This is a genomic window from Brevundimonas albigilva, from assembly GCF_023503965.1.
Taxonomy (GTDB): domain Bacteria; phylum Pseudomonadota; class Alphaproteobacteria; order Caulobacterales; family Caulobacteraceae; genus Brevundimonas; species Brevundimonas albigilva.
This window is the reverse complement of sequence record NZ_CP097298.1, coordinates 1880876-1905967: the sequence shown is the minus strand read 5'-3', so window position 1 is coordinate 1905967 and position 25092 is coordinate 1880876. Positions and strand designations below refer to the sequence as shown.

The window sequence follows — 25092 nt, the reverse complement described above, 5'->3', positions numbered from 1 at the left end:
CGTGCAGACGCGCCCGCTGGAACTGGAATGCTATCCGATGACGGCCCGGCCGCCGGATCTGGTGCCCGGCCGCCAGTCGCGCGACTGGATGGACGCCTTCGCCAGCCGCCACCCCTATCGCTGCCTGCCGCTGAACATGGCCAATACGACGGGGTGGGAGATCCTGTGCCCGTTCGGTTTCGCGGCCGAGTGGAACGGCGGGCCGTCCCAGGCCGACATCGTCATCACCCCGGACCGGCCCCAGCACGACATGAAGCATTTCGTCACCTCGCACTTCTCGCGTGGGGTGCTGACCATGCATCCGCAGTATCTGTTCCGCACCCCGCCGGGCTGGGGGATGATGTGCTCGGGATCGCCCAACCATGTGAAGGACGGCATCCAGCCGCTGGTCGGCCTGATCGAGACGGACTGGCTGCCGTTTCCCTTCACCATGAACTGGATCTTCACGCGGCCGGGCCGGGTGAAGTTCGAGAAGGGCGAGCCCTTCTGCTTCATCAATCTGATCGAGCACAAGAAGGTCGAACAGTTCCAGCCGGTGATCCGGACGCTGGAATCCAACCCGACCATGCACGGCCAGTTCGAGGCCTGGAACCGCGCGCGCACCGACTTCAACCAGCGGCTGGCCGGCGGCGATCCCGACGCGGCCAAGGAGGCCTGGCAGCGCTTCTACTTCAAGGGCGAACTGCCCGAGGACCTGGGCGCCGCCCCGGCCAGCCACATCAACAAGCGCCGCCTGAAGACCCCCGCGTGGGCTGAACGCCCACGCGGGTTGTGTCGCCCATCGCGCTTCGCGCTGCTCGAGGCCGTGATGGTCGGCCTATCGCGCTTCGCGCTGCTTGAGGCCGTGATGGTCGGCCTATCGCGCTTCGCGCTGCTCGAGGCCGTTCAGGGCATCGGGCGGGTGACGCGCGGTCCCAGGTTCTGGATGACTTCGCGGGCGTCGAAGGCGTTGGGATCGCCGGCGGGCTTGGGTCCGCGACCCATCACGATCTCGGCGCTGGCCTCGTAGCGGTCGACCTGGCGCACGTCGAAGTCATTGGGGCCCCACGGGTCGAACGGACGCCAGAATCCGCCACGGTAATAGCGCCACGACGGACCCCAGTACGGACCGTAGAAGCTGTTGTAGCGCGAATAGAACGGGTCAGGCGATCCGACGAAGCGGGTGTCGCGATCCGTGGCGCGGTTCACGGTGGCGAACCAGTCGTAGCCGCTCTCGGCGGTCAGTTCGGCCGAACGCAGCAGCAGCGACATCTCGACCTGCTCGCGCGAGGTCAGCGAATTGCCCGAGAAGGACACGCGATAGCGGTCGTTCTCCAGCCGTTGTTCGGCGTAGCCGCCGCGCTCGCCGTTGAAGCCGGCGGGCTGATACGGCGTGGCGGTGGCGCATGCGGCCAGAGTCAGCCCTGCGACCGCCGTGATCGCAAGGGTCTTGAAGAAGGGGGCTTTCATTGAATCAACTCCTTGATCGCCGGATTGGGCGCGCTGGCTGCTGAACGACGCATGAACGGCCACGTTCCGTGGGAATGCAAGGCCAAGCTTGCGGCGACTACAGCCTGATGACGATCAATACGGCCGCGGCCAGCAACAGGATGCCTACGAACAGGCCGAAGCCGCGCCGAAACCGGGGCTGGCCCATGCGACGAGACAGCGCGGCGCCCGACAGGGCGTAGGCGCTCATCGACATCATGTCCATGCCGATGACGGCGGCGGCGAACAGGACCAGTTGCGGGACGACCGGGCGGCTGACGTCCAGAAAGGGCGGCAGGACGGCGGTGAAGAAGAGCACCGCCTTGGGATTGGCGATCTGCACCGCGAAGCCGTCGACGAAGGCGCTGCGGCCGCGCCGCACGACGATGCTCTGGGGATCCGCGGCGGTCCGGAAGGCGCCGCGCAGGGCCTTTAGCCCCAGCCAGGCGACATAGAGGGCGCCGGCCACGGCGATCAGCCGGAACGCCTGGGGGAAGGCCTTGACCAGGGCGCCCAACCCCAGGGCGGCGGCGGCGAACCAGACCAGGGTGGCGGCGTTCATCCCGACCACGCCGACCAGGGCCGAGGCGCGGCCCTTCTCCATGCCCGTCGCCACCGCGAACAGATTGGCCGGGCCGGGCGTGATCGCCATCACGGCCATGACGCCGAGGAAGGTCGAATAGAGGTGCGGATCGACGGGCAGGGCGGACATCGCGGCGATGTCGGCCGCCGCGACGCGCCCGTCAAGCCGGTCGGGCCTCTAGTTTCGGGCCTCGGGCGCCGGGGGCGCGGGCGGTTCGGGCGGGGCCGGCGGCTCGATCGCCTCGACCGCGTCGCCGGCCTGGTCCAGGGCGTACTGGGCGATCAGTTCGTAGGTCTCGATTTGTTCAGGGTCCGGATTGGCCCAGGCGCTGTTGGCGGCGACGCCCTGGGCCGCGGAAGCGCCGCGCTGGATGGCGTCCTGCACCTCCGGGTCGTTCAGCGCCTGGGAGACCAGGGCGTCGATGTCGATGTCCTTCAGCGCCTCGGCGGCGATGGCCGAGGCCATGCGGGTCGCCTCGGCGGTGAAGGCGGACACCTCGGGCGCATGTTCGGCCCACAGCGCCGAGATGCGGACGCCCTTCTGCTCGTCGGTCAGGCTTTCGTCCTCGGAGATGGCCTCGGCGCGTTCGCTGAAGCGTTCCATCCGCGCCTCGAAGTCGGCGGACGCGGCCTCCAGCCGAGCCTCGGCCGAGCCGGGCGCGGGGGCGTCGCGACCCGCGTCCTGGGCCAGGGCGGACGACAGCGGCGCAAGGGCCAGGGCGGCGGTCAGGCTGAGGGCGCGGATCATGGGAAGGCTCCCGTGGATGACCCGCGCAAGGTCGCCTCAAGGCCGCCCGGCCTCAAGTGAAATCGCGGTAAGGCGGCCCTACTGCGGAGTCGCCGGCGCTGCGGCGGGGGCGTTGGCGGCCGCTTCCACCTGGCCGCGGGCCAGGGCGGGAATGCTCCGGATCTGTTCGGCGGCGGCGGCGATCTGGGCCGAGGCGTCCTGACCCGAAGCGGCCGTCTGGGCGGTCGCGAACGTCTGGAATTCGGTCACGAAGACGTCGGCGTCAGGCTGATAGCGGGCCTGGATCGCGTCCAGGTCGGTCTTGGCCTTGGCCTTGTCGGCCTGCGCCGCGGCGGTCTGCATCTCGGTCGCCATCGCTTCCATGCGCTGGCCGAACGCTTCGGCCTTGGCCTCGAAGGCGGCCTCCTCCGGGCTCTTCGACGGGGCGGCCGGCGCCGCGGGCGCGGTCGGCGCCGCATCCTGGGCGAAGGCGGGGGCGGCGAGCGCCAGGACGGCGACGGCGGCCAGCGGGGTCAGGAGACGCATGGAGAATGCTCCGATAATGAGGCCGCCACCCTACGAGGAATCCGGGCGGCGGCAAGCGAAGCCTTATTCCCCGCGCGCATCCCGTTTGGCCAGCACGCGCAGGCGCAGCGCGTTCAGCTTGATGAAGCCAGCCGCATCCTTGTGGTCGTAGGCCTGGACGCCTTCCTCGAAGGTGACCAGGTCCTGGTCGTACAGGCTGTAGGGGCTTTCGCGGCCGACGACCGAGACATTGCCCTTGTACAGCTTGACCCTGACCGTGCCCGTGACCTTTTCCTGGGACTTGTCGATGGCGGCCTGCAGCATCTCGCGCTCGGGCGAGAACCAGAAGCCGTTGTAGATCAGCTCGGCGTATTTCGGCATCAGCTGATCCTTCAGGTGCATGGAGCCGCCGTCCAGGGTGATGCTCTCGATGCCGCGGTGGGCAGCGATCAGGATGGTGCCGCCGGGGGTCTCATAGACGCCGCGCGACTTCATGCCGACGAAACGGTTCTCGACCAGGTCCAGGCGGCCGATCCCGTTGTCGTGGCCGTACTGGTTCAGCGCGGTCAGCAGGGTGGCGGGGCTCATGGCCTCGCCGTTGATCGACACCGCGTCGCCCTTCTCGAAGCCGATCTCGATGACGGTGGCGACGTCGGGCGCGTCTTCAGGCGAAATGGTGCGCTGATGCACGAACTCGGGGGCCTCGACCGCCGGGTCTTCCAGCACCTTGCCCTCGGACGAGGAGTGCAGAAGGTTGGCGTCGACGCTGAAGGGCGCCTCGCCGCGCTTGTCCTTGGAAATCGGAATCTGGTTCTTTTCGGCGAAGTCCAGCAGCGCCTCGCGGCTGCGGAACTCCCACTCGCGCCAGGGGGCGATGACGCGGATGTCGGGCTCCAGCGCATAGTAGCCGATCTCGAACCGGACCTGGTCGTTGCCCTTGCCGGTCGCGCCGTGACAGACGGCGTCGGCGCCGACCTGGCGGGCGATCTCGATCTGGCGCTTGGAGATCAGCGGGCGGGCGATCGACGTGCCCAGCAGATAGTCGCCCTCATATTGCGCGTTGGCGCGGAACATCGGGAAGACGAAGTCGCGCACGAATTCCTCGCGAAGGTCGTCGATGAAGATGTTCTCGGGCTTGATGCCCAGCTTCAGCGCCTTCTCGCGCGCCGGGCCCAGTTCCTCGCCCTGGCCCAGGTCGGCGGTGAAGGTCACGACCTCGGCGCCATACTCGGTCTGCAGCCACTTCAGGATGATCGAGGTGTCGAGCCCGCCGGAATAGGCGAGGACGACTTTCTTCACGGGCTTGTCGGCGGGGGCGGACATGGCGGCTCTTTCGCGGGCGTTCGGGGAGATTGAGCGCGCGCATAAGACCCATGGGGGATGGGTGCAACCCCTTATGAAGACGCCCGCCCCGGCGAACCGGGACGGGCGCACAGCCTGTCGTTCGGCCGAGGGTCAGCCCAGGGCGGCCATCAGTTCGGGGACGGCGGTCTTGTAGTCGGCGACCAGGCCGTAGTCGGCGACCTGGAAGATGGGGGCGTCCGGGTCCTTGTTGATGGCGACGATGGTCTTGGAATCCTTCATCCCCGCCAGGTGCTGGATCGCGCCCGAGATGCCGATGGCGATGTAGAGCTGGGGCGCGACGACCTTGCCGGTCTGGCCGACCTGATAGTCGTTCGGCGCATAGCCGGCGTCCACGGCGGCGCGCGAAGCGCCGACGGCGGCGCCCAGCTTGTCGGCCAGCGGGTCCATCACGGCGTGGAACTCCTCGGCCGAGCCCAGGGCGCGGCCGCCCGAGACGACGATCTTGGCGGCGCCCAGTTCGGGCCGGTCCGACTTGACCATTTCCTCGCTGACGAAGGCGGTCTTGGGCGCATCGGCGCCGGCGACCGTCTCGACCGAGGCCGAGCCGTCGTTGGCCGCCGCGTCGAAGGCGGTCGGGCGCACGGTGATCACCTTCTTGGCGTCCGACGACTGGATCGTCTCCAGGGCGTTGCCGGCGTAGATCGGGCGCACGAAGGTGTCGGGCGACACGACCTCGACGATGTCCGAGATCGGGGCGACGTCCAGCTTGGCGGCGATGCGCGGGGCGTAGTTCTTTCCGTCGGTCGTGGCCGGGGCCAGGATGGCGTCGTAGCCGGCGGCCAGCGGAAGCACGGTCGCCTCCACCGCCTCGGCCAGCGCCTTGCCCAGGCCCGCGCTCTCGGCCAGCAGCACCTTGCGCACGCCGGCGATCTTGGCCGCGGCGTCGGCGGCGGCCTGGGCGTTCTCGCCCACCACCAGCACGTCCACGTCGGACGACAGGGCCAGGGCGGCGGTCACGGTCTTGTTGGTGGTGTCGCGGACGGCCGAGCCGTCGTGATCGGCGATGACGAGGACGGCCATTTACAGCACTCCCGCGGACTTGAGGGTTTCGACCAGTTGGGCGGCGCTCTCGACCTTGACGCCGGCCGAGCGCTTGGGCGGCTCGGTGACCTTCAGGACCTTCAACCGGTCGGCCGTGTCGACGCCGTAGTCGGCGACCGCCTTCACGGCGATCTCCTTCTTCTTGGCCTTCATGATGTTGGGCAGGGACGCATAGCGCGGCGTGTTCAGGCGCAGGTCCACGGTCACCACCGCCGGCAGCTGGGCCGCCACGGTCTGCAGGCCGCCGTCGACTTCGCGCGTGACGGTCGCCTTGCCGTCGGCGATCTCCAGCTTGCCGGCGAAGGTGGCCTGGGGCCAGTCCAGCAGGGCCGCCAGCATCTGGCCGACCGCATTGTTGTCGCCGTCGATGGACTGCTTGCCCATCAGCACCAGGTCGGGCTTCTCCTCGTCGACCACGGCCTTCAGCAGCTTGGCGACGGCCAGGGGCTCCAGGTCCGTGTCCGACTGGATCAGCACGCCGCGATCGGCGCCCATGGCCAGGGCGGTGCGGATCGTCTCCTGCGCCTGGGTCACGCCGATGGAGACCACCACGATCTCGTCGGCCGTGCCGGCGGCGTGGTGTTCCTTGCCTTCCTTCAGGCGCACGGCCTCTTCGACGGCGATCTCGTCGAAGGGGTTCATGCTCATCTTGACGTTGGCCAGGTCGACGCCCGACTGGTCCGCCTTCACGCGGGCCTTGACGTTATAGTCGATCACCCGTTTGACGGGGACGAGAACCTTCATGGGTCTATCCGTGAAATCGCCTGATTGATGGCGCAAGGACATGGAGCGGTCGAGAAGGCCTGTCAACGTAACGCGGCGTCAGGTTTCCTGGCCCGAACGACCCTAACGGACCGAGAGATGAAGCGTTTCCTGACCTTTCCGCGCCTGAGCATGATCTTCCTGGGCGTGTTCGGGGTGATGCTGGCGGGCATCTTCGTGCTGCAGGCCGTCTGGGTCAGCCCTGGCGAGCGGTGCGAGGCGCGCGGCGACTGGTACGACATCGAGACGCGCACCTGCGCCACGCCGATCTATGTGCCCGACATCACCGGCCGGCCGGCCGGCGTCAGCCGCGCCGAAGCCTCCAACGCCAAGAACCGCGAACTGATCGAACTGGAGGCCCAGGTCGCCCGGCAGCGCCGCGCGGTCGACGCCGCCGTGGCCCGCGAACGCCAGGACCTGAAGGCCCGCGAGGGGCTTTAGGCCGCCCTCACCGCCGCCCCAGCACACAGGCGTTCAGGCCGTCGCCGCGCACCGTGCCCATGGCGGCCTGGATGCGGCTGGCGCGGCGGCGGACATAGGGGCCGGGACTGGCCGCCTTGTAACGGCGCGGCGCGGGCAGGATGGCGGCCAGGCGCGCCGCCTCGCGCGGGGTCAGTTCGTCCGCATCCTTGCCGAACCAGTGGCGCGAGGCCGCCTGCGCGCCATAGACGCCGGGCGCCCATTCCACCACGTTCAGATACACTTCCATGATCCGGCGCTTGGACCAGACCGTCTCGATCAGGACGGTGTAGCCGGCCTCCAGCCCCTTCCTGACCCAGTCGCGCGACGGCCACAGGAAGACGTTCTTGGCGGTCTGCTGGCTGATGGTCGATCCGCCCCGGATGCGCCCGCCCTCGGCGTTGTGGTCCAGCGCCTTCTGGATCGCCTCCATGTCGAAGCCGTGGTGGCTGCAAAAGCGGGCGTCCTCGGCGGCGATGGCGGCGTCGACCAGGTTCGGCGAAATGTCGTTCAGGCCTCGCCAGCGATAGTCCAGCCCGCGCCCCCGGCCGCCTGTTGCAGCATCAGGATGGTCGGCGTCGGCGGGACCACGGCGAACAGGGCGACCCCGACCACCGGCACGGCGATCAGGGCCAGAAGGATCAGCCCCAGCAGCCGGCCCAGGCGGAACCGCTTGCCGGCCATGTCAGAGAATCGCCACGCCGGCGCGGCCGTCCTCGTCGGCCCAGGCGACCTTGTCCGCCTCAGGGCTCAGCGACAGGGCCACGATGGCGGCGCCCTTCTCGGCCTTGACGAAGTTCAGCCCCTGCGCCGCCGGATGGGCGACCCACACCCGGCCGTCGGTCAGGCCCGCGGCGACCAGGCCGTGCGCCGGCCGGGCCGAGACCAGATTGACCAGGCTGTTCTCGTCATAGCCGATCTCGGTCGCCTCGCGCCCCATCGGGCCGTTGGAGCCGATGAAGGGCCACAGCACCACGCCCTGCGCGCCCGAGGTCGCCATCAGCTGGCCGCCGGCCAGGAAGGCGACCGAGCGGACCTTTCCGGGATAGCCGCCCATCCGCAGGTTCTTGGCGTCCTTCAGCCGCCAGCCGTGCAGCTGATTGTCCTGCATGGTCGTGACGACGAAGGCGCCGTCGGGCGAGACCGCCACCCCGGTGTGCGAGCCCGCCCATTTCAGCAGGGTCGGCTGCTGCTTCTCGATCCGGGCGTACCACAGGGCCGCGCCGCCGTAGGTGGAGGTCGCGATGCGCCGGCCCTTGGGCTCGAAGGCCACGCCCGAGACGGTGCGCTCATGCTGGAAGTCGCGGCGGAATCCGGTGTCGGCCGGATCGATGACCGACAGGGTCCGCCCATAGGAAAACGCCACCAGGCCCGACGCGGCCGAGGCGTCGATGGCGTCGATCCACTGGTTCCTGGCCGTGGCCAGGATCTGGGGGTCCTCGCCGCGCCGGCTCCAGACCACGCGGCCGTCGTCGCCGCCGGTGACGACGCCGTCGCCCGACGGATGCACGGCCGCGCACAGCACCGCCCCGTCGTGCGCCTCGACCCGCTGGCGATCGTCGAACCGCACCGAGCCGTCGCCCAGGGCGAAGACGGCGCCCGAGGCGTCGAACAGGGCGGCGGTCACCTGGGCGTCGAAGTCGAAGTTCATGCCGCTGGCGTTAGCCGGTTGCGACGGGGCCTGCAAATCTTCTCCCTCCCCTTCATGGGGAGGGAGAGTCCTTATACCGGATCGGTCGGCTTGGGCTCGACCGGCGCGGGGGCCGGTTGGGCCAGGGACGGCTCCTCCGGCAGGGGGATGAACTCCAGGTCGTCCTCGCGAGGCAGCGCCATCCGGCCGGCCTTCCAGTCGGCCTTGGCCTGGTCCAGGCGGGCCTGGCTGGAGGCGACGAAATTCCACCAGATCAGCCGCTCGCCCACCGGCTCGCCGCCCATCACCATCACCGTGGCGAGGGTCAGGGCCTTGACGGTCGGCTCGGCCGTCGGCTCCAGCACGATCATCTGGCCTTCGTGGAAGGTGCGGTCGCCGACCTCGATCGACCCCTTGGCGACGTACAGCGCCCGCTCGCTCATGCCTTCTGCGCCGCGGCCCGACGGCGGGGCGGTCTTCACGCCCGGCTGCAGCTCCCAGTGGACATAAAAGAGCGGCGACGACACGGGCGCGCCGGCCTTGGCGCCGTACGCCTCTCCGGCCACCAGACGCGCGAACAGGCCGCCGTTCTCATAGGTGGGCTGGTCGTCCTCGCCCAGGTGGTGGAAGGACGGATCGATCTCCTCGGCCTCGCGCGGCAGGGCGACCCAGGCCTGCATGCCGTGCATCGGCCCGCCGCGGCTCTTCTTCAGCGGATCGGTGCGCTCGGAGTGGACGATGCCCTTGCCGGCGGTCATCCAGTTGACCTCGCCGGGACGGATCGGCTGGGTGTAGCCCAGATTGTCCCGGTGCATGATCTCGCCCTCGAACAGATAGGTCAGGGTCGACAGGCCGATGTGCGGGTGCGGGCGCACATTGATGGCGTCGGCGCCCGGCGCGAACTCGGCCGGCCCCATCTGGTCCAGGAAGATGAACGGCCCCACCATCCGCCGCGAATGGAAGGGCAGCACCCGCCCGACCTCGAACCCGCCCAGGTCCTTGCGGCGCGCGTCGATCACCAGTTCGATCATGGTCGGTCTCCCGGCGGACCCCGCCGCCGAGGAGCGTTATCCGACGTGGGGCGTGATGATGCCAAGAGGCAGGGCGGTCACATTCTTCACGCCGCGCGTGACGATGTGGCTCTCGCAGTCCGAGACGATGCCCAGCGCCAGCAGCTTCTCGCGCAGGAACTTGTCGAAGGCGTGCATGTCGGAGGTGATGATCCGCAGCACATAGTCCTCGCGCCCGGTGATGGTGGCGCACTGGACCACCTCGGGCCACTTAGCCACCGCCGTCTCGAAGATGTCGAGGTTCTCGGAGGACGGCAGGCTGAGCTTGACGATGGCGTACACCTCGAAGTCCAGCCCCAGCAGCTGGGCGTTCAGCAGGGTGACGCGCTTGGTGATCAGGCCGGAATCCTCCAGCCGCTTGATCCGCCGCCAGCAGGGCGAGGCGGACAGACCGACGCGATCGGCCACCTCGGCGACCGAGAGGCCGGCGTCCTGTTGCAGGATGTCGAGGATCCGGGCGTCGATGGGATCGAGTTCGTCCGCCAAGGCGTTTCTCCGATTATGATTATGGCGAAATAAAAAACCCGAAATCGGGATTTAGCAAGGTCAGATTGAGCGAGCGCCTTCCTAGGGGCCGTGTTATCAGTCGTCCAGAGGAAACACGGACGGACAACGGACGCCCGCATGAACGACAAAATCATGAAGAAGAACAGCCAGCCCCTGTCGCTGCGGGTGCCGGAACCGTCGGGTCGGCCGGGCGACGCGCCCGACTTCAGTCATCTGCAGCTGGACCCCGCCGGCGCCGTCGAACGGCCCGCGACGGACGCCACCCCCTATGAGATGCGCGACCACGCGTTCCGCCTGATTCGGGTGCTGGACGACGAAGGCAACGCGGTCGGTCCGTGGAATCCGCGCCTGGACGCCGAGACGCTGCGGCGCGGCCTGAAGGCCATGATCCTGACCCGCGCCTTCGACGACCGGATGCACCGCGCCCACCGCCAGGGCAAGACCAGCTTCTATATGAAGTGCACCGGCGAGGAGGCCATCGCGGTCGCGCAAGGGATGCTGTTGTCGCGCGAGGACATGGGCTTTCCCACCTATCGCCAGCAGGGCCTTCTGATCGCGCGCGGCTATCCGCTGGTCGAGATGATGAACCAGATCTATTCGAACGCGGCGGACCCCATCAAGGGCCGTCAGCTGCCGATCATGTATTCGTCCAAGGACTACGGCTTCTTCACCATCAGCGGCAATCTGGGCACCCAGGTCCCGCAGGCGGTGGGCTGGGCCATGGCCAGCGCCTACAAGGGCGACGACAAGATTGCGATCAGCTGGATCGGCGACGGCGCCACGGCGGAAGGCGATTTCCACAACGCCCTGACCTTCGCCTCCGTCTATCGCGCCCCGGTCATCCTGAACATCGTCAACAACCAGTGGGCCATCAGCTCCTTCCAGGGCATCGCCGGCGGGCTGGAGACCACCTTCGCCTCCAAGGCCATCGGTTACGGCCTGCCGGCCCTGCGGGTGGACGGCAACGACTTCCTGGCCGTCTGGGCCGCGACCCAATGGGCCGAGGAACGCGCCCGGTCGAACCAGGGCGCGACGGTGATCGAACTGTTCACCTATCGCGGCGCCCCGCACTCGACCTCCGACGATCCCAGCCGCTACCGCCCCGGCGACGAGCACGAGAAATGGCCGCTGGGCGATCCGCTGGAGCGGCTGCGCCAGCACCTGACCGTCATCGGCGAGTGGGACGACGAGCGCCACGCCACGACCCTGCGCGAGGCGGTCGAACAGGTCCGCGCCGCCGGCAAGGAGTCCGAGGCCATCGGCACCCTGGGCCAGTCGCGCCCCAGCGTGAAGACCATGTTCGAGGAGGTCTATGCGACCGAGGATTGGCGCCTGATCGAGCAGCGCCGCGAGGTGGGGGTGTGACCATGACCGAGCAAACCACCTTCACCGACGCCGATCGCACCGACGGCGTCGAACCCGACATGGTCGACCAGAACGCCGCGCCGCCCTCGCAGACGACCGGCTCGGGCGTCCAGCCGATGAACATGATCCAGGCCCTGAACTCGGCCCTCGACGTCAAGATGAGCGAGGACGCCAACGTCCTGTCGTTCGGCGAGGACGCGGGCTATTTCGGCGGCGTCTTCCGCGTCACCGACAAGCTGCAGCAGAAGCACGGCCTGACCCGCAGCTTCGACGCCCCGATCTCGGAATGCGGCATCGTCGCCGCCGCCATCGGCATGGGGAGCTACGGCCTGCGGCCGGTCGTCGAGATCCAGTTCGCCGACTACATCTATCCGGCCTACGACCAGATCGTGTCCGAGGCGGCCAAGCTGCGCTATCGCTCGGGCGGCCAGTTCACCGCCCCCATCGTGGTGCGTTCGCCCTATGGCGGCGGCATCTTCGGCGGCCAGACGCACAGCCAGTCGCCCGAGAGCCTGTTCACCCACATCGCCGGGCTGAAGGTCGTCATCCCGTCCAATCCCTATGACGCCAAGGGCCTGCTGACGGCGGCGATCGAGGACGACGATCCCGTCATCTTCTTCGAGCCGAAACGCCTCTACAACGGCCCCTTCGACGGCTGGCACGAGAAGCCGGTCAGCCCGTGGAAGACCCAGGATCTGGCCCAGGTGCCGACGGGCAAATATGTCGAGCCCATCGGCAAGGCGCGCGTGATGCGCGAGGGGAACGACGTCACCATCCTGGCCTACGGCTCGATGGTCTGGGTGGCCCTGGCCGGGGCCGAGCACGCCGGCGTGGACGCCGAGGTCATCGACCTGCGCACCCTGGTCCCGCTGGACATCGAGACCATCGAGGCCAGCGTCAAGAAGACCGGCCGCTGCGTCATCGTGCACGAGGCGCCCAAGACCTCGGGCTTCGGCGGCGAGTTGTCGGCCCTGGTGCAGGAGCGCTGCTTCTATCACCTGGAGGCGCCGATCGCGCGGGTGACGGGCTGGGACACGCCCTATCCGCACGCCTTCGAATGGGAATATTTCCCCGGGCCGCAACGGGTCGCGGACGCCTTGAAGAGCGTCATGACCGGAGGACGTTGATATGGGTCGTTTCGTCTTCAAGCTGCCCGACGTGGGCGAAGGCACCGCCGAGGCCGAACTGGTCGGCTGGCACGTCAAGATCGGCGATGTCGTCGCCGAGGACCAGATCGTCGCCGACGTCATGACCGACAAGGCCACCGTCGAGATCACCGCCCCGGTGTCCGGCAAGGTCACGGCCCTGCACGGCGAGCCCGGCGCCATGGTTCCCGTGCGCGGCCCCCTGGTGGAGTTCGAGGTCGAGGGCGCGGGCAATGCGGAGGACGCCCCGGCGCCCGCCGCCGTCGCCAGCCCGGAGCCTGCGCCTGTGGTCGCCGAGGCGCCGAAGGTCGAAGCCTCGCCTGCCGCCGCTGTCGAAGCGCCGACATCCGGCAACTACGTCTTCAAACTGCCCGACGTGGGCGAAGGCACGGCCGAGGCCGAACTGGTCGGCTGGCACGTCAAGGTCGGCGACGCGGTCGAGGAAGACCAGATCCTGGCCGACGTCATGACCGACAAGGCGACGGTGGAGATCACCTCGCCGGTCGCGGGGACCGTCGTGGCCCTGCACGGCGAGCCGGGCAAGGCTTCTCCCGTCGGCGGGCCGCTGGTCAGCTTCACTGTGGCCGGCAAGGGCAATGTCCCGGCCCCTGCCCCGGCCGCGATATCCGCCGCCGCGCCGAAGCCCGATCCGGCGCCCAAGGCCGCGCCCGCCGCCTTGCCGCCCAGGACGCAGACGACCGGTGCGTCCAAGCCGGCCCCCGCCCTGACCGGCCGCGCCGCCGGCGAGCGTCCGCTGGCCTCCCCCGCCGTGCGCAACCGCGCCCGCGACCTGGGCGTGGACCTGACCTTCGTGCCCGGCTCGGGCCCGGCCGGGCGGATCACGCATGAGGATCTGGACGGCTTCATCGCGCGCGGCGGATCGGTCCCGGCGACGGCGCCCGCCGCGGGCGGCTCGACCTACGCCAGGGCGGAAGGGACCACCGAGGTCCGCATCATCGGCCTGCGCCGCAAGATCGCGGAGAAGATGGCCGAGAGCGTGCGCCGCATTCCGCACATCACCTATGTCGAGGAAATCGACATGACGGCGCTGGAGGAGCTGCGCGCCCACCTGAACGCGACCAAGGCGAAGGACCAGCCCAAGCTGAACGTCCTGCCCTTCATCGCCCGCGCCATCGTGGTGGCCCTGCGCGACCAGCCGCAAATCAATGCGACCTATGACGACGAAAACGGCGTCCTGACCCAGCACGCCGCGGTCCATCTGGGCATCGCCGCCCAGACGCCGAACGGCCTGATGGTGCCGGTGGTCCGCCACGCCGAGGCGCGTGACCCCTATGACACGGCGGCCGAGATCGCCCGCGTCTCGGGCGCGGCCAAGGACGGCTCGGCCAAGCGCGAGGAACTGTCGGGCTCGACCATCACCATCACCTCGCTGGGCACGCTGGGCGGGGTGGTCCACACCCCGATCATCAACCACCCCGAAGTCGCCATCGTCGGCCCCAACAAGATCGCCGAGCGGGTGGTGGTCAAGGACGGCCAGATGGTCGTGCGCAAGATGATGAACCTGTCCTCCAGCTTCGACCACCGCATCGTCGACGGCCACGACGCGGCGGTCTTCGTGCAGCGGATCAAGAGCCTGCTGGAGAACCCCGCGACGCTGTGGATGGGATGAGGGATGCCGACCATACTCGTCGACACCAGCGTGCTGCGAACCGAAGGGTGGCAATCGGCTGCGTTGAGCAGTCTGTTTGAGTTGTCGAAAGACGGACAGGTCGAAATTATTATCCCCGACGTCGTTTTCGAGGAACGCAGAACCCAGTGGCGACAGGACTACAAAAAGAAAATTGCAGATAGCGCGAGATTTCTTGCGGCTGCAGCCAAAGATGCACTGCTTGGGGATGTGGAGAAGGCACCAATCGAGTCTGCGGCGGCCGCGTTAGACCCCGCCAATGACCCAGAGACTCTCTCTAACACGGTCGTCAGCCGTTACTTTGATCAGGCGAAAGCAATCATCCGCCCCACCGAAGCTGCGGAGCATCAGGAAGTTATGTCTCGATATTTTTCGGGAGATGATCCGTTCCCTGAGCCAAAAGCCCGGAAAGACATCCCAGACGCCTACGTCTATCTAGCCGCTCGAAATGAGCAGCTAAAATCTGGCGATCTGCTTGTCCTCTGCGAGGACGGAAACCTCCGGAAGGCCATCCAGAAGATCGACGGGATCGAGGTTTTCAAGACTGTTCAGGACTTGTTGGAGAGCGCACCACTAGTTGAGGCGCTCAACAAGGTGGAGCTGAACAAGCAGTGGCTAGCCATGAAACCCGCCGTCTCGGACGAGGCCATCAAGGTTGAGCTGATGGATTTTGTGTCGCAAAATTTGGGCTCTCTGCTTGAGGGCGCTGAGGTCCACAGCACAGCGATACCTGAAGACAACAATTCGGCTCACGTACAGATGTACGGCGAACCGGAGGGCCTTGAAGTCATCGCGTCAAAGGATTTTGGCAGCGGTTGGCTTGAATATAAGGTCAGCTTCGAGATTGATCTGCATTTGTGGTTTTACGTGTATCGTTCGGATGCGTGGGATGTACCTGATTGGGTCAGTGTCAGCTTTGGTGATCCAGAAAGTGAGCACTACTTCGAAGCAGAGGGCGAACGTCGAGCTTTCGTAGAGGTCACAATAAGCGCCCAAGCTGACGTGAAAGACCAATTCGAAGAGGGTGACCAAGTCTTCGAGCACCTCGAGTTCTCTAGCGATCTCGAAATACAATTTTGGACGATGAATAAATGGCTGCTCAGACCCTCACCCCCAAAGTCCTCATCATCGGCGCCGGCACCGGCGGCTATGTCGCGGGCATCCGCTGCGGCCAGCTGGGCCTCGACACCGTGCTGGTCGACGGCGGCGACGGGCTGGGCGGGACCTGCCTGAACGTCGGCTGCATTCCGTCCAAGGCCATCATCCACGCGGCGGGCAAGTTCGAGACGGTGGCCAAGGCGGCGGACGGCGGGACGCTGGGGATCACGGCGGCCAAGCCGACCATCGACCTGAAACAGACGGTCGAGTGGAAGGACGGCATCGTCCGTAAGCTGAACGCCGGCGTCGCGGCCCTGCTGAAGAAGGCCAAGGTCAAGGTCGTCAAGGGCTGGGCCGAGTTCGCGGACGCCAAGACCTGCGTGGTCAGGACCGAGGACGGCGACATCCGCATCACCGCCGAACACGTCATCCTGGCCACGGGGTCCGAGCCGGTCGAACTGCCCTTCCTGCCGTTCGGCGGGGACGTGATCTCCTCGACCGAGGCGCTGAGCCTGTCGGAGGTCCCCAAGAAGCTGGTGGTCGTCGGCGGCGGCTATATCGGGCTGGAGCTGGGCATCGCCTTCCGCAAGTTGGGCGCGCAGGTGGCCATCGTCGAAATGGCCGAGCGCATCCTGCCGCTCTACGACAAGGCCCTGACCGATCCGGTCGCGAAATGGCTAACGAGCCACGGCGTCGAACTGCACCTGGGCGCGCGCGCCGGCGGGTTCGGCGACGGGAAGCTGTCGATCACGACGAAGGACGGCGAACCGCTGCAGCTGGAGGCCGACAAGGTGCTGGTCACCGTGGGCCGCAAGCCGCGCACCCAGGGCTGGGGGCTGGAAAACATGGGCGTGGCGATGGCCGGGCCGTTCGTGAAGATCGACGACCGCTGCGCCACCTCGATGAAGAACGTCTGGGCCGTCGGCGACCTGACCGGCGAACCCATGCTGGCGCACAAGGGCTCGGCCCAGGGCGAGGTCGTGGCTGAAATCATTGCGGGGCGTGAACGCCCTCAAGCAGCGAGCGACCGCGTCGCGAGCGCTAGGGCGCAAGAACCTGTGTTTGATCCGGTCACCATCGCGGCCGTCTGTTTCACCGAGCCGGAGATCGTCTCGGCGGGCCTGGGCCCCGACGACGTCGAGGGCCGCGACGACGTGATCCAGGCCGTCTTTCCCTTCGCCGCCATCGGCCGCGCCCTGGCCATCGAGGCGGGCGAGGACGGCGGCTTCGTGCGGGTGATTGCGTCCAAGGCCGATCACCGCCTGCTGGGCGTCCAGGCCGTCGGCCAGCATGTGTCGGAGCTGTCGAACAGCTTCGCCCAGATGCTGGAGATGGGGGCGGTGCTGGAGGATGTGGCGGGCGTCATCCACGTCCACCCCACCCTGGGCGAAGCCTTCCACGAGGCGTCCCTGCGCGCGCTGGGCCACGCGATTCATATTTGAGGGCGCTAGCGCTCGCCGCGCGGCGGCTCGCTGCTTGAGCGCGGCGGGTCGCCGCGTCGCCGTGCGCTCAAGCCCCTCTCTGGGAAAACGTCACCGCCCCGTGGAGCCGAAGCCGCCGGCGCCGCGCGCGGTGTCGTCCAGCGCCTCGACCTCGACCCAGTCGGCGCGCTCGTGCCGGGCGATGACCAGCTGGGCGATGCGCTCGCCGCGACGGATGACGAAGGGTTCGGCGCCGATGTTGGCCAGGATCACGCCGCACTCGCCGCGATAGTCGCTGTCGATGGTGCCCGGCGCATTGGGGCAGACGATGCCGTGCTTCAGCGCCAGGCCCGAGCGCGCCCGCACCTGCGCCTCATACCCCAGCGGCAGGGCGATCTTCAGCCCCGTGGGCACCAGCGCCCGCTGCCCCGGCGCCAGGGTCATCGGCTGGTCCTCGGGCACCGCCGCGCGCAGGTCCATGCCGGCCGATCCCGCCGTCTCATAGGCCGGAAGCGGCAGGCCTTCCGAATGGGGCAGACGCTGGATCTGGACGCGGGTGACGGTCATGCGGGGTCCTTGAATTGTTCGGCGATGCGGGCCGCCAGGCGACGGGCGATGGCGGTCTTGGATTGGCGCGGCCAGGTCTCGACGCCCGAGGCCGTGACCAGCAGCACGGTGTTGCCGTCCGAGCCGAACACTTCGTCCGAGACGTCGTTGCCGACGATCCAGTCGCAGCCCTTCCTCGACAGCTTGGCGCGGGCGTTGGCCTCCAGGTCCTGGGTCTCGGCGGCGAAGCCGATCACCAGTTTCGGCCGGTTCCGACCGGGACGCGACAGCCCCGCCAGGATGTCGGGGTTCTCGACCAGGGACAGGGTCGGCGGCCCGCCCGGCGCCTTCTTGATCTTGGCGCCGGCGACGGTGTCGATGCGCCAGTCGGCGACGGCGGCCGACAGCACGGCGATGTCGGCGGGAAGGGCGTCCTGCGTCGCCTTCTGCATCTCCAGCGCGCTTTCGACGTCGATCCGGTTCACGCCGACGGGCGCGCCCAGGGCGGTCGGTCCCGACACCAGGGTCACGGCGCAGCCCAGCTCAGCCAGGGCGGCGGCGACGGCGTAGCCCTGCTTGCCGCTGGAGCGATTGGTCAGGCCCCGCACGGGGTCGATGGGCTCGAAGGTGGGGCCGGCCGTCACCACCGCGCGGCGCCCCGTCAGGGGCCGCCCCGCCGCCCCCGCCATCAGCCCCTGGATCGCCTCCAGGATCGCCGCCGGCTCGGCCATCCGGCCCGGGCCGAACTCGCCGCACGCCATCTCGCCCTCGTCCGGTCCGACCACGGTGACGCCGTGGAAGCCGTCGAAGCCCTTCAGCCGCTCGACATTGGCCTGGACCGCCGGGTGCAGCCACATCCGCACGTTCATCGCCGGCGCCAGCAGCACCCGCTTGTCGGTCGCGATCAGGGTGGTGGAAGCCAGGTCGTCGGCCATCCCATTGGCCGCCTTGGCGATCAGCCCGGCCGTCGCCGGCGCCACCACCACCAGGTCCGCCCACCGCGACAGCTCGATATGGCCCATGGTCGTCTCTTCGTCCGGATGGAACAGGCCCGACCGCACCGGATGGCCGCTGAGCGCCGCCAGCGACAGGGGCGTGACAAACTGGGCCCCGGACTCGGTCAGGATCACCCGCGTCTCGCCGCCCGCCTTGGCGATCAGCCGCACCAGTTCCAGCGCCTTGTAGGCGGCGATGCCGCCTCCGACGATCAGCAGCACCTTGCGGTTCGAAAGCGGGCGCATGTCCATGCCTCTGCTCTAGCGGCCCGTCATGACGGCGTCGAGACGCCGAAAGAGAACATTGCAGGAACAACAAAGTTGTGCTTTCGTCGCGTCCAGCGGGTGATGGAGGGACCAGAATGAACACGCTGAAGACGGGATCGGCCGCCCTGGCGGTCATGGCCTTGTTGACGACGGCCGGCTGCGACAACGCCTCGGCGGTCCAGACGCGAGAGCGGGCGGAGGTCGAGGCGGTCCAGCCGATCGGCTTGGCCGCAACGTCGACGGAGGCGGCGGCCGCCCCGGACCAGGCGGCCACGCCCGTCCTGACCGCCAGCCGGCGCGAGACCGTCGACGCCAAGATCGCCCGCCTTTACGAGCGCAACGGCGCGGATTTCGCGGCCCGCTCGCCCCAGGATTATCTGGCCAAGGTCGAGGCCTTCACCGCCAAACCGCCGGCGGGCACCGAGACGGCCAAGCGGCCCAACGGCGACACCCTGCTCTACCAGGCCTCGACCAACACCTTCGCGGTCGTCGCGCGCGACGGCACGCCGCGCACCATGTTCAAGCCGACGACGGGGGCCGACTACTGGGCCGAGCAGAAGGCCGCGGCCCCGACCTTCGGCCAGCGTCGGCAATCGACGACGGACGCCGGCTGATATAGAGGCGGGGTCTGACAGAGGATCCCGCCGCATGGACGCCCCCGCCTTCGACACCCCGCCGCTGAAGACCGCCCTGATCTATGATTTCGACGGGACCCTGGCGCGCGGCAACATGCAGGAGGTCAGCTTCATCCCCTCCGTCGGCATGGGCATCGGCGACTTCTGGGAGGAGGCCGAGCGCCTGACCCGCCAGGCCGACGGCGACGGCATCCTGATGTACATGCAGCTGATGCTGCATCACGCCCGCCAGAACGGCCGGCCGGTGACGCGCGAGACCCTGCGCGACCACGGCCGCGAGGTGGCGCTGTTCGAGGGGCTGAAGGACCTGAGCTGGTTCGAGCGGATGAACGCCTTCGGGGCGCGCTACAATCTGGATATCGAGCACTACATCGTCTCCGCCGGTCTGGAGGAGATGATCGAGGGCACGCCGATCCGGTCGGCCCTGACCCATGTCTTCGCGTCGCACTACGTCTATGACGACAAGGGCGAGGCCGCCTGGCCGGCGGTGGGCGTCAACTACACCACCAAGACCCAGTACCTGTTCCGCATCAACAAGGGCGTGAAGAACCACTGGGAGCACGAGCGCATCAACCACTTCATCCCCGACGACGAACGCCCCGTGCCGTTCGAGCGGATGATCTTCATCGGCGACGGCGACACCGACGTGCCGACCATGAAGATGATGCACACCAAGGGCGGCTTCTCGATCGCGGTGTACGACCCGCGCTCGAACGAGCGGGACCAGAAGAAGGTCTACAGCCTGATTTCCGAGGACCGGGTCAACTTCGTCGCCGCCGCCGACTATCGCGAGGGCTCGGCGCTGGACCTGATCGTCAAGGGCCTGGTCGGCCGCATCGCCATCACCGCCGGCACCATGCCGGCCGGCGTCTGAGCCTCAGTCGTCCTCGCGGACGTGGGCCAGCCAGTCCTGGCTCTGCATCTCGTTGAAGCGCGAGACGGTGCGCTCGAACTCGAAGGCGCCGACGCCCTGGGTGTAGAGCGCCTCGGGCCGGGCGGCGGCCAGGACGATCAGCCTGGTCCTGGCCTCGTAGAGGGCGTCCACCAGCGTCACCAGCCGGCGCGCCTCGTGATGGTTGGCCGGCCCCAGGATCGGCACGTCCTCCAGGAACAGGGTGTGGAACCGCTTGGCGATCGCCAGATAGTCCTGCGGCCCCAGCGCCCGGCCGCACAGTTCGGCGAAGGTCGCGCGCGCCATCGCGCCCACGGTCCTGGGCAGGGTCACGTCGCGCCCCAGCACCGTCAGATGCGCCGGCTCCTCGGGCTCGCCGCCCTTCAGCTCGCGCCACAGGGCCTCGAATGCGGCACGGTCGTCGGGGGTGTGCCAGACCTGGGACGAGGACAGCCGGTCCAGCCGCCAGTCGCGCGCGCCGGCCGTCTCCACCACCACGCAGCGCTGGCGGATGATGTCGATGAAGGGGGTGAAGAGCTGGCGGTTGATTCCGTTCTTGTAGAGGTCCTCCGGCGCGCGGTTGGAGGTGATGGCCAGGACCACGCGATCCTCGAACAGGGCCTCGAACAGCCGGCCCAGGATCATGGCGTCGGCGATGTCGGTGACCTGCAGTTCGTCGAAGCACAGCAGCCGCGCCTCGGACGCGATCAGCTTCGCGACCGGCGGGATCGGGTCGTCGCCCTTGTGGGTCCCGAACACGGCCTTCCGGGCCCTGGCGTCGCCCTCGCGCCACTGACGCACCAGGTCGTGGACCCGCGCCATGAAGGCGTGGAAGTGGGCGCGCGTCTTCCGCGGCTCGGGCGTGGCCGAATAGAACAGGTCCATCAGCATGGACTTGCCCCGGCCGGGCGGCCCCCACAGATAGACGCCCTGCACCTCCGGCGGGCGGCCGAACAGGCCGCGTTTGGCCAGGTCCGTCTCCAGCCGCTCCAGGGCGGCGATCACCCCCTGCTGGGCGGGATCGGGCGTCAGCACGCCCTCGTCCACGCGGATGTCGTAGGCGCTGCGGATGCGGGAGGTCATGCAGCCCTGCTTAAAGGCCGGGGCAGCGAAAAGCGATTGCTTCGCGGCCGCGAAAGCCTAATTGCAGAGCGCTTCTCCAAACACACAATCGTCGCGCTGAAGCAGCGAGGCTCCGCGAGCCGAGCGTCAGCGCGTCCGAAGGACTGACACAGATGGGTTATCGCGTCGCGATCGTCGGGGCCACGGGCAATGTGGGCCGCGAAATGCTGAACATCCTGGAGGAAGTGAACTTCCCCGTGGACGAACTGCACGCCATCGCCTCGCGAAAATCCAAGGGCGTCGAGGTCTCCTTCGGCGACAGGACCGTCAAGTGCCAGGACATCGAGCAGTTCGACTTCTCCAAGGTCGACATCGTGCTGATGTCGGCGGGCGGCGGCGTGTCGCGCGAATGGTCCGAGAAGATCGGCAAGGCCGGCCCCATCGTGATCGACAACTCCTCGGCCTTCCGCAAGGACCCGGACGTGCCGCTGATCGTGCCCGAGGTGAACCCTGACGCGGTCAAGGACGCGAAGAAGAAGAACATCATCGCCAACCCCAACTGCTCGACCGCCCAGCTGGTCGTGGCGCTGAAGCCGCTGCACGACGCGGCGAAGATCAAGCGGGCGGTGGTGTCGACCTATCAGTCGGTGTCCGGCGCGGGCAAGGAAGGCATGGACGAGCTGTGGAACCAGACCAAGGCCATCTACGGCCTGGGCGACGCCACGCCCAAGAAGTTCCCCAAGCAGATCGCCTTCAACGTCATCCCCTTCATCGGCGCCTTCCAGGACGACGGCTACACCGACGAGGAACAGAAGATGTGGAACGAGACGCACAAGATGCTCGATCCGAACATCAAGCTGACGGTGACCTGCGTGCGGGTGCCGGTCTTCGTCGGCCATTCCGAGGCCGTGACGGTCGAGTTCGACCGGCCGATCGAGCCGGACGAGGCCCGCGCCATCCTGCGCGAGGCGCCGGGCGTGCTGGTCGTCGATAAGCAGGAGCACGACGGCTACATCACCCCGGTGGACGCCGCCGGCGAGTTCGCCGTTTACGTGTCGCGGATCCGCAAGGACCCGACGGTCGAGAACGGCCTGAGCTTCTGGGTGGTGTCGGACAATCTGCGCAAGGGGGCGGCCCTGAACGCGGTCCAGATCGCCCAGCTGCTGGACGAGACGGGGACGATCAAGTCCTCGACCGGCTATCGCACCCTGACGGTCTGACCCCATATGCCGCCGGGCGGGCCTCCCCTGCCCGGCGGACCAAGGACGCTTTCGATGTCGCCCAGCCCGACCGACCCGCGCGCGGTCGCGACCGCGGTCGCCTGCTACACCCTGTGGGGCCTGCTGCCGCTGCTGTTCATGGCCATGGCGGGGGCGGGGTTCGCCGCGCCCGAGATCCTGGCGCACCGGGCGGTGTGGTCGGTGTTCGTCGCCGGCCTGGTCCTGCTGCTGGCAGGCCAGTGGGGCGAGGCGCGGGCGGTGCTGGCCCGGCCGCGCACCTTCGGCTGGCTGGTGCTGTCGGCGGTGATGATCGCGACGAACTGGAGCCTCTACGTCTTCGCCACGACGCACCACGCGACGCTGGAGGCCAGCCTGGGCTATTACATCAACCCGCTGCTCAACATGGCGGCGGGGGCGGTGCTGTTCCGCGAGCGGATCGACCGGCTGAGCGGCGTCGCCATCGGTCTGGCCGCCGTGGGGGTGGCGATCCAGACCGTGGCGCTGGGCCATGTGCCGATCATCGGCCTGACGCTGGCGATCACTTTCTGCGCCTATGCGGTGATCCGGAAACGGGTCGCGGCCTCGGCGCAGACGGGGCTGTTCGTCGAGTGCCTGGTGCTGCTGCCCGTCGGCGGACTGTTCCTGGCGTGGCTGGCGACGCATGGGCAGGCGGTGGGCTTCTCCTCCCCGGCCGGGCTGGCCTGGGCGCTGGTCAACGGGCCGGCGACGGTGATCCCGCTGGTCCTGTTCGCCTGGTCGGCGCGGCGGCTGCCGCTGTCGACGGTGGGCTTCATCCAGTTCCTGGCCCCGACGCTGCAGTTCGCCTGCGGGGTCTGGGCGGGAGAGGCGCTGACGCCGCTGCGGGTCGTCTCCTTCGTCTTCATCTGGGCCGGAGCCGGCGTCTTCGCCCTGGCCGCCTTCCTGCGCAGCCGGGCGGCCCGGCAGGCGATCCGGGAGACGGCCGAACCGGCCTAGAGCGCTTCGTAGAGGGCCTCCAGCAGCCTCACCGCGCGCGGATCGCCGATCAGGTGGGGCGACTGGCGGGTCATGACATAGGCGGCGGACAGGCGGCGCGACGGGTCCGCCATGGCCATGGAGCCGCCCCAGCCGTAGTGGCCCAGCGAGGCGCCCGGGCCGAAGACGTTCAGCCCGTCGTTGCGCATCAGGCCGGCGGCCCAGCTGATGACGAAGGGCAGGACCTTGTCCGGGCCGTGGATGCGCTCGCGGGTCAGCTGGCTCAGCGTGTCGGCCGACAGCACCGGGCGGTCGCCCAGATGTCCGTCGTTGGCGACCACGCCCAGCATCCGCGCCAGGCCCAGCGCCGTGCCGTGCAGATTGGCCGAGGGAATCTCCATCTTGCGCCATTCGGCCGAGCCGCGCCCGCCGGGGGCCGAGCCCCGGTCGAGGAAGGCGGCCTGCTTGATCGCGTCGATGGGGCCCAGGTCCGGGGCCGCGGTCGGCTTGCGCATCTGGGCCACGCGGCCGTGCTCGGCCTCCGGCAGGCCGATCCACAGGTCCAGGTCGGGAAAGTCCTGGCGCAGGGCCTGGCCCAGGGTGCGGCCGGTGGCGCGGCGGAACACCTCATTGGCCAGGTAGCCGACGGTGATGGGATGATAGCCCGAGGCCGCGCCCGGCGCCCACATCGGCGCCTGGGCCGCCAGCGTCTCCGCCACCGCCGCCGCGTCGAACCAGATCGCCGGATCGACCGCCTGGGAAAAGCCCGGCAGGCCGGACTGGTGGCTGAGCATCTGGGCGACGGTCACGTCCTGCTTGCCCTGGGCGGCGAAGGCCGGCCACAGGGAGGCGACGGTCTGGTCGTAGTCCAGGTCGCCGGCCTGGACCGCCGTGGCCATCAGCACCGCCATCACCGCCTTGCCGGTCGAGAACACCGGCGTCAGGGTCGTGTCGGTGAAGGGGATGGTCCGGGCGGTGTCGGCGTGGCCGGCCCAGAGGTCGACGACCGTCTCCCCCTCGATCAGCACGCTGAACCGCGCCGCCTGTTCGTTCAGCCCCTCGGGCGCGTCGGCGAAAGTTGGCGGCGAAGGCGTCGCGGACGGCAGCGAAGCGCGGCGCGCAGGTTCCATGGATGTCGATGGCGTCGGTCATGGGACGGTCTTTAGCGCCTCGGCGGATCGATTTCAGACTCTCGAGCCGAAAAAGGGAGTCTGAATAGTGCGAATTGTCTGAAATCGGCCGTGTCGGGCGCGGTCGGCGATGCCAGACTCGGGAGCGGAAAGAGGGTCTGAATAGTGTGAATCGTCTGAAATCGGGCGGCGGCGGCGGCGTGTGAAGTGGCTGCAATGTCGTCCCCGGACTCGGTCCGCGATCCGACGACGATGGCATGGGTCGGGACCAGGGCGTGTCGATTAGCCCACGACGGACCCAGGTCGTTGGAATCGCGGGAGTCGGCGAATGGAAAAGGGATACGAAGCGGCGCGGCGCCCGCGCATCCGGCGCCTTTCCCATCTTCCCACGCTCGTCATCCTAGGGCCTGTCCCTAGGATCCATACGCCCGGTGTTCTCGCGGAGTGCGCCGACGTTCGACACCGGGCGTATGGATCCTCGCCACAAGGGCGAGGATGACGGGGAGTGGGTGGGAGCGAAGTGATCAGGTCGCCCCTCAGACGAAAAAGGCCTCCCGCCGGAGCGGAAGGCCTCTGATC

The 25092-nt window shown here is 68.5% G+C and carries 26 protein-coding genes and 1 pseudogene; 11 read left to right on the top strand and 16 right to left on the bottom strand.

Annotation, left to right across the window (positions count from 1 at the left end):
• Positions 1-16 precede the first annotated feature (16 nt).
• Positions 17-745, top strand: a pseudogene (locus MU852_RS10170) (DUF6065 family protein); the annotation flags it as partial.
• A gap of 140 nt (positions 746-885) precedes the next feature.
• Here MU852_RS10170 and MU852_RS10165 read toward each other — a convergent pair.
• The 7 genes from MU852_RS10165 to MU852_RS10135 all read right to left on the bottom strand — a co-directional run bounded on the left by MU852_RS10165 (position 886) and on the right by MU852_RS10135 (position 6451).
• Entirely contained in the window at positions 886-1449 is a 564-nt protein-coding gene (locus MU852_RS10165; protein WP_249749492.1) for a CC0125/CC1285 family lipoprotein, read from the bottom strand.
• A 97-nt stretch (positions 1450-1546) separates the two neighbouring features.
• Positions 1547-2179 carry a LysE family translocator gene (locus tag MU852_RS10160; RefSeq protein ID WP_249749491.1) on the bottom strand — a complete coding sequence of 211 codons (633 nt, stop codon included), beginning with the start codon at positions 2177-2179 and terminating at the stop codon, positions 1547-1549.
• Between the two features lie 48 nt (positions 2180-2227).
• Complete coding sequence (locus MU852_RS10155; protein ID WP_249749490.1) at positions 2228-2797, bottom strand: hypothetical protein; 570 nt, start codon at positions 2795-2797, stop codon at positions 2228-2230.
• A gap of 78 nt (positions 2798-2875) precedes the next feature.
• Positions 2876-3322, bottom strand: a complete 447-nt coding sequence (locus MU852_RS10150) for a translation initiation factor IF-2 (RefSeq protein ID WP_249749489.1) — start codon at positions 3320-3322, stop codon at positions 2876-2878.
• 63 nt (positions 3323-3385) lie between these two features.
• Positions 3386-4624, bottom strand: coding sequence for an argininosuccinate synthase (locus MU852_RS10145; RefSeq protein WP_249749488.1), 1239 nt, complete (start codon positions 4622-4624; stop codon positions 3386-3388).
• Positions 4625-4756: 132 nt separating this feature from the next.
• Positions 4757-5686: an electron transfer flavoprotein subunit alpha/FixB family protein gene (locus MU852_RS10140; RefSeq protein ID WP_249749487.1), complete on the bottom strand. Its 930-nt coding sequence runs from the start codon at positions 5684-5686 to the stop codon at positions 4757-4759.
• Positions 5687-6451: an electron transfer flavoprotein subunit beta/FixA family protein gene (locus tag MU852_RS10135; protein ID WP_249749486.1), complete on the bottom strand. Its 765-nt coding sequence runs from the start codon at positions 6449-6451 to the stop codon at positions 5687-5689. It lies immediately after the preceding gene.
• A 117-nt stretch (positions 6452-6568) separates the two neighbouring features.
• Here MU852_RS10135 and MU852_RS10130 point away from each other — a divergent pair, with 117 nt between their 5' ends.
• Positions 6569-6910, top strand: coding sequence for a hypothetical protein (locus MU852_RS10130; RefSeq protein WP_249749485.1), 342 nt, complete (start codon positions 6569-6571; stop codon positions 6908-6910).
• Positions 6911-6917: 7 nt separating this feature from the next.
• Here the strand turns inward: MU852_RS10130 and mtgA are convergent, their stop codons facing one another.
• From mtgA to MU852_RS10110, 5 genes are all read right to left on the bottom strand, one after another.
• Entirely contained in the window at positions 6918-7406 is a 489-nt protein-coding gene (mtgA, locus tag MU852_RS10125) for a monofunctional biosynthetic peptidoglycan transglycosylase (protein ID WP_347342386.1), read from the bottom strand.
• A 32-nt stretch (positions 7407-7438) separates the two neighbouring features.
• A complete protein-coding gene (locus tag MU852_RS17890) occupies positions 7439-7612 on the bottom strand; it encodes a hypothetical protein (protein ID WP_347342292.1) in 174 nt (57 codons plus the stop codon).
• Position 7613: 1 nt separating this feature from the next.
• Positions 7614-8579, bottom strand: coding sequence for a WD40 repeat domain-containing protein (locus MU852_RS10120; protein ID WP_249749484.1), 966 nt, complete (start codon positions 8577-8579; stop codon positions 7614-7616).
• Positions 8580-8650: 71 nt separating this feature from the next.
• A complete protein-coding gene (locus MU852_RS10115) occupies positions 8651-9589 on the bottom strand; it encodes a pirin family protein (protein ID WP_249749483.1) in 939 nt (312 codons plus the stop codon).
• A 36-nt stretch (positions 9590-9625) separates the two neighbouring features.
• On the bottom strand, positions 9626-10114 hold the full coding sequence (locus tag MU852_RS10110) for an Lrp/AsnC family transcriptional regulator (protein WP_249749482.1): 489 nt from the start codon (positions 10112-10114) through the stop codon (positions 9626-9628).
• Positions 10115-10252: 138 nt separating this feature from the next.
• Between MU852_RS10110 and MU852_RS10105 the strand changes: the two genes are divergently transcribed.
• From MU852_RS10105 to lpdA, 5 genes are read left to right on the top strand one after another with little or no spacing between them, the layout of a single operon-like run.
• Entirely contained in the window at positions 10253-11500 is a 1248-nt protein-coding gene (locus MU852_RS10105; protein WP_249749481.1) for a 3-methyl-2-oxobutanoate dehydrogenase (2-methylpropanoyl-transferring) subunit alpha, read from the top strand.
• Positions 11501-11502: 2 nt separating this feature from the next.
• Entirely contained in the window at positions 11503-12627 is a 1125-nt protein-coding gene (locus tag MU852_RS10100) for an alpha-ketoacid dehydrogenase subunit beta (protein ID WP_249749480.1), read from the top strand.
• A gap of 1 nt (position 12628) precedes the next feature.
• Positions 12629-14275, top strand: coding sequence for a dihydrolipoyl dehydrogenase family protein (locus MU852_RS10095; protein WP_249749479.1), 1647 nt, complete (start codon positions 12629-12631; stop codon positions 14273-14275).
• A 3-nt stretch (positions 14276-14278) separates the two neighbouring features.
• A complete protein-coding gene (locus MU852_RS10090; protein WP_249749478.1) occupies positions 14279-15526 on the top strand; it encodes a PIN domain-containing protein in 1248 nt (415 codons plus the stop codon).
• A complete protein-coding gene (lpdA, locus tag MU852_RS10085) occupies positions 15418-16833 on the top strand; it encodes a dihydrolipoyl dehydrogenase (RefSeq protein WP_249751920.1) in 1416 nt (471 codons plus the stop codon). Before MU852_RS10090 ends, lpdA begins: the two co-directional genes overlap by 109 nt.
• A 90-nt stretch (positions 16834-16923) precedes the next feature.
• Here the strand turns inward: lpdA and dut are convergent, their stop codons facing one another.
• Both dut and coaBC read right to left on the bottom strand, forming a co-directional pair.
• Complete coding sequence (dut, locus tag MU852_RS10080; protein WP_249749477.1) at positions 16924-17379, bottom strand: dUTP diphosphatase; 456 nt, start codon at positions 17377-17379, stop codon at positions 16924-16926.
• Entirely contained in the window at positions 17376-18605 is a 1230-nt protein-coding gene (coaBC, locus tag MU852_RS10075) for a bifunctional phosphopantothenoylcysteine decarboxylase/phosphopantothenate--cysteine ligase CoaBC (RefSeq protein ID WP_249749476.1), read from the bottom strand. The genes dut and coaBC overlap by 4 nt, the downstream gene beginning before the upstream one ends.
• A gap of 110 nt (positions 18606-18715) precedes the next feature.
• On the opposite strand from coaBC, the gene MU852_RS10070 reads away from it, so the two are divergent.
• Together MU852_RS10070 and MU852_RS10065 are read left to right on the top strand one after the other, a co-directional pair.
• Positions 18716-19234 (top strand): S-type pyocin family protein, encoded by a 519-nt coding sequence (locus MU852_RS10070; protein WP_249749475.1) that lies wholly within the window; start codon positions 18716-18718, stop codon positions 19232-19234.
• 34 nt (positions 19235-19268) lie between these two features.
• Positions 19269-20129 carry a haloacid dehalogenase-like hydrolase gene (locus MU852_RS10065; protein ID WP_249749474.1) on the top strand — a complete coding sequence of 287 codons (861 nt, stop codon included), beginning with the start codon at positions 19269-19271 and terminating at the stop codon, positions 20127-20129.
• A 3-nt stretch (positions 20130-20132) separates the two neighbouring features.
• Here the strand turns inward: MU852_RS10065 and zapE are convergent, their stop codons facing one another.
• Positions 20133-21230 carry a cell division protein ZapE gene (zapE, locus tag MU852_RS10060; RefSeq protein WP_249749473.1) on the bottom strand — a complete coding sequence of 366 codons (1098 nt, stop codon included), beginning with the start codon at positions 21228-21230 and terminating at the stop codon, positions 20133-20135.
• Positions 21231-21382: 152 nt separating this feature from the next.
• Between zapE and MU852_RS10055 the strand changes: the two genes are divergently transcribed.
• On the top strand, positions 21383-22429 hold the full coding sequence (locus MU852_RS10055; protein ID WP_249749472.1) for an aspartate-semialdehyde dehydrogenase: 1047 nt from the start codon (positions 21383-21385) through the stop codon (positions 22427-22429).
• A gap of 54 nt (positions 22430-22483) precedes the next feature.
• The gene (gene rarD / locus MU852_RS10050; RefSeq protein WP_249749471.1) at positions 22484-23404 is read left to right on the top strand and encodes an EamA family transporter RarD; all 921 of its coding nucleotides are present in this window, start codon (positions 22484-22486) and stop codon (positions 23402-23404) included.
• Here the strand turns inward: rarD and MU852_RS10045 are convergent.
• Positions 23401-24513 (bottom strand): serine hydrolase domain-containing protein, encoded by a 1113-nt coding sequence (locus tag MU852_RS10045; protein ID WP_249749470.1) that lies wholly within the window; start codon positions 24511-24513, stop codon positions 23401-23403. The genes rarD and MU852_RS10045 overlap by 4 nt on opposite strands.
• Positions 24514-25092: the final 579 nt, after the last annotated feature.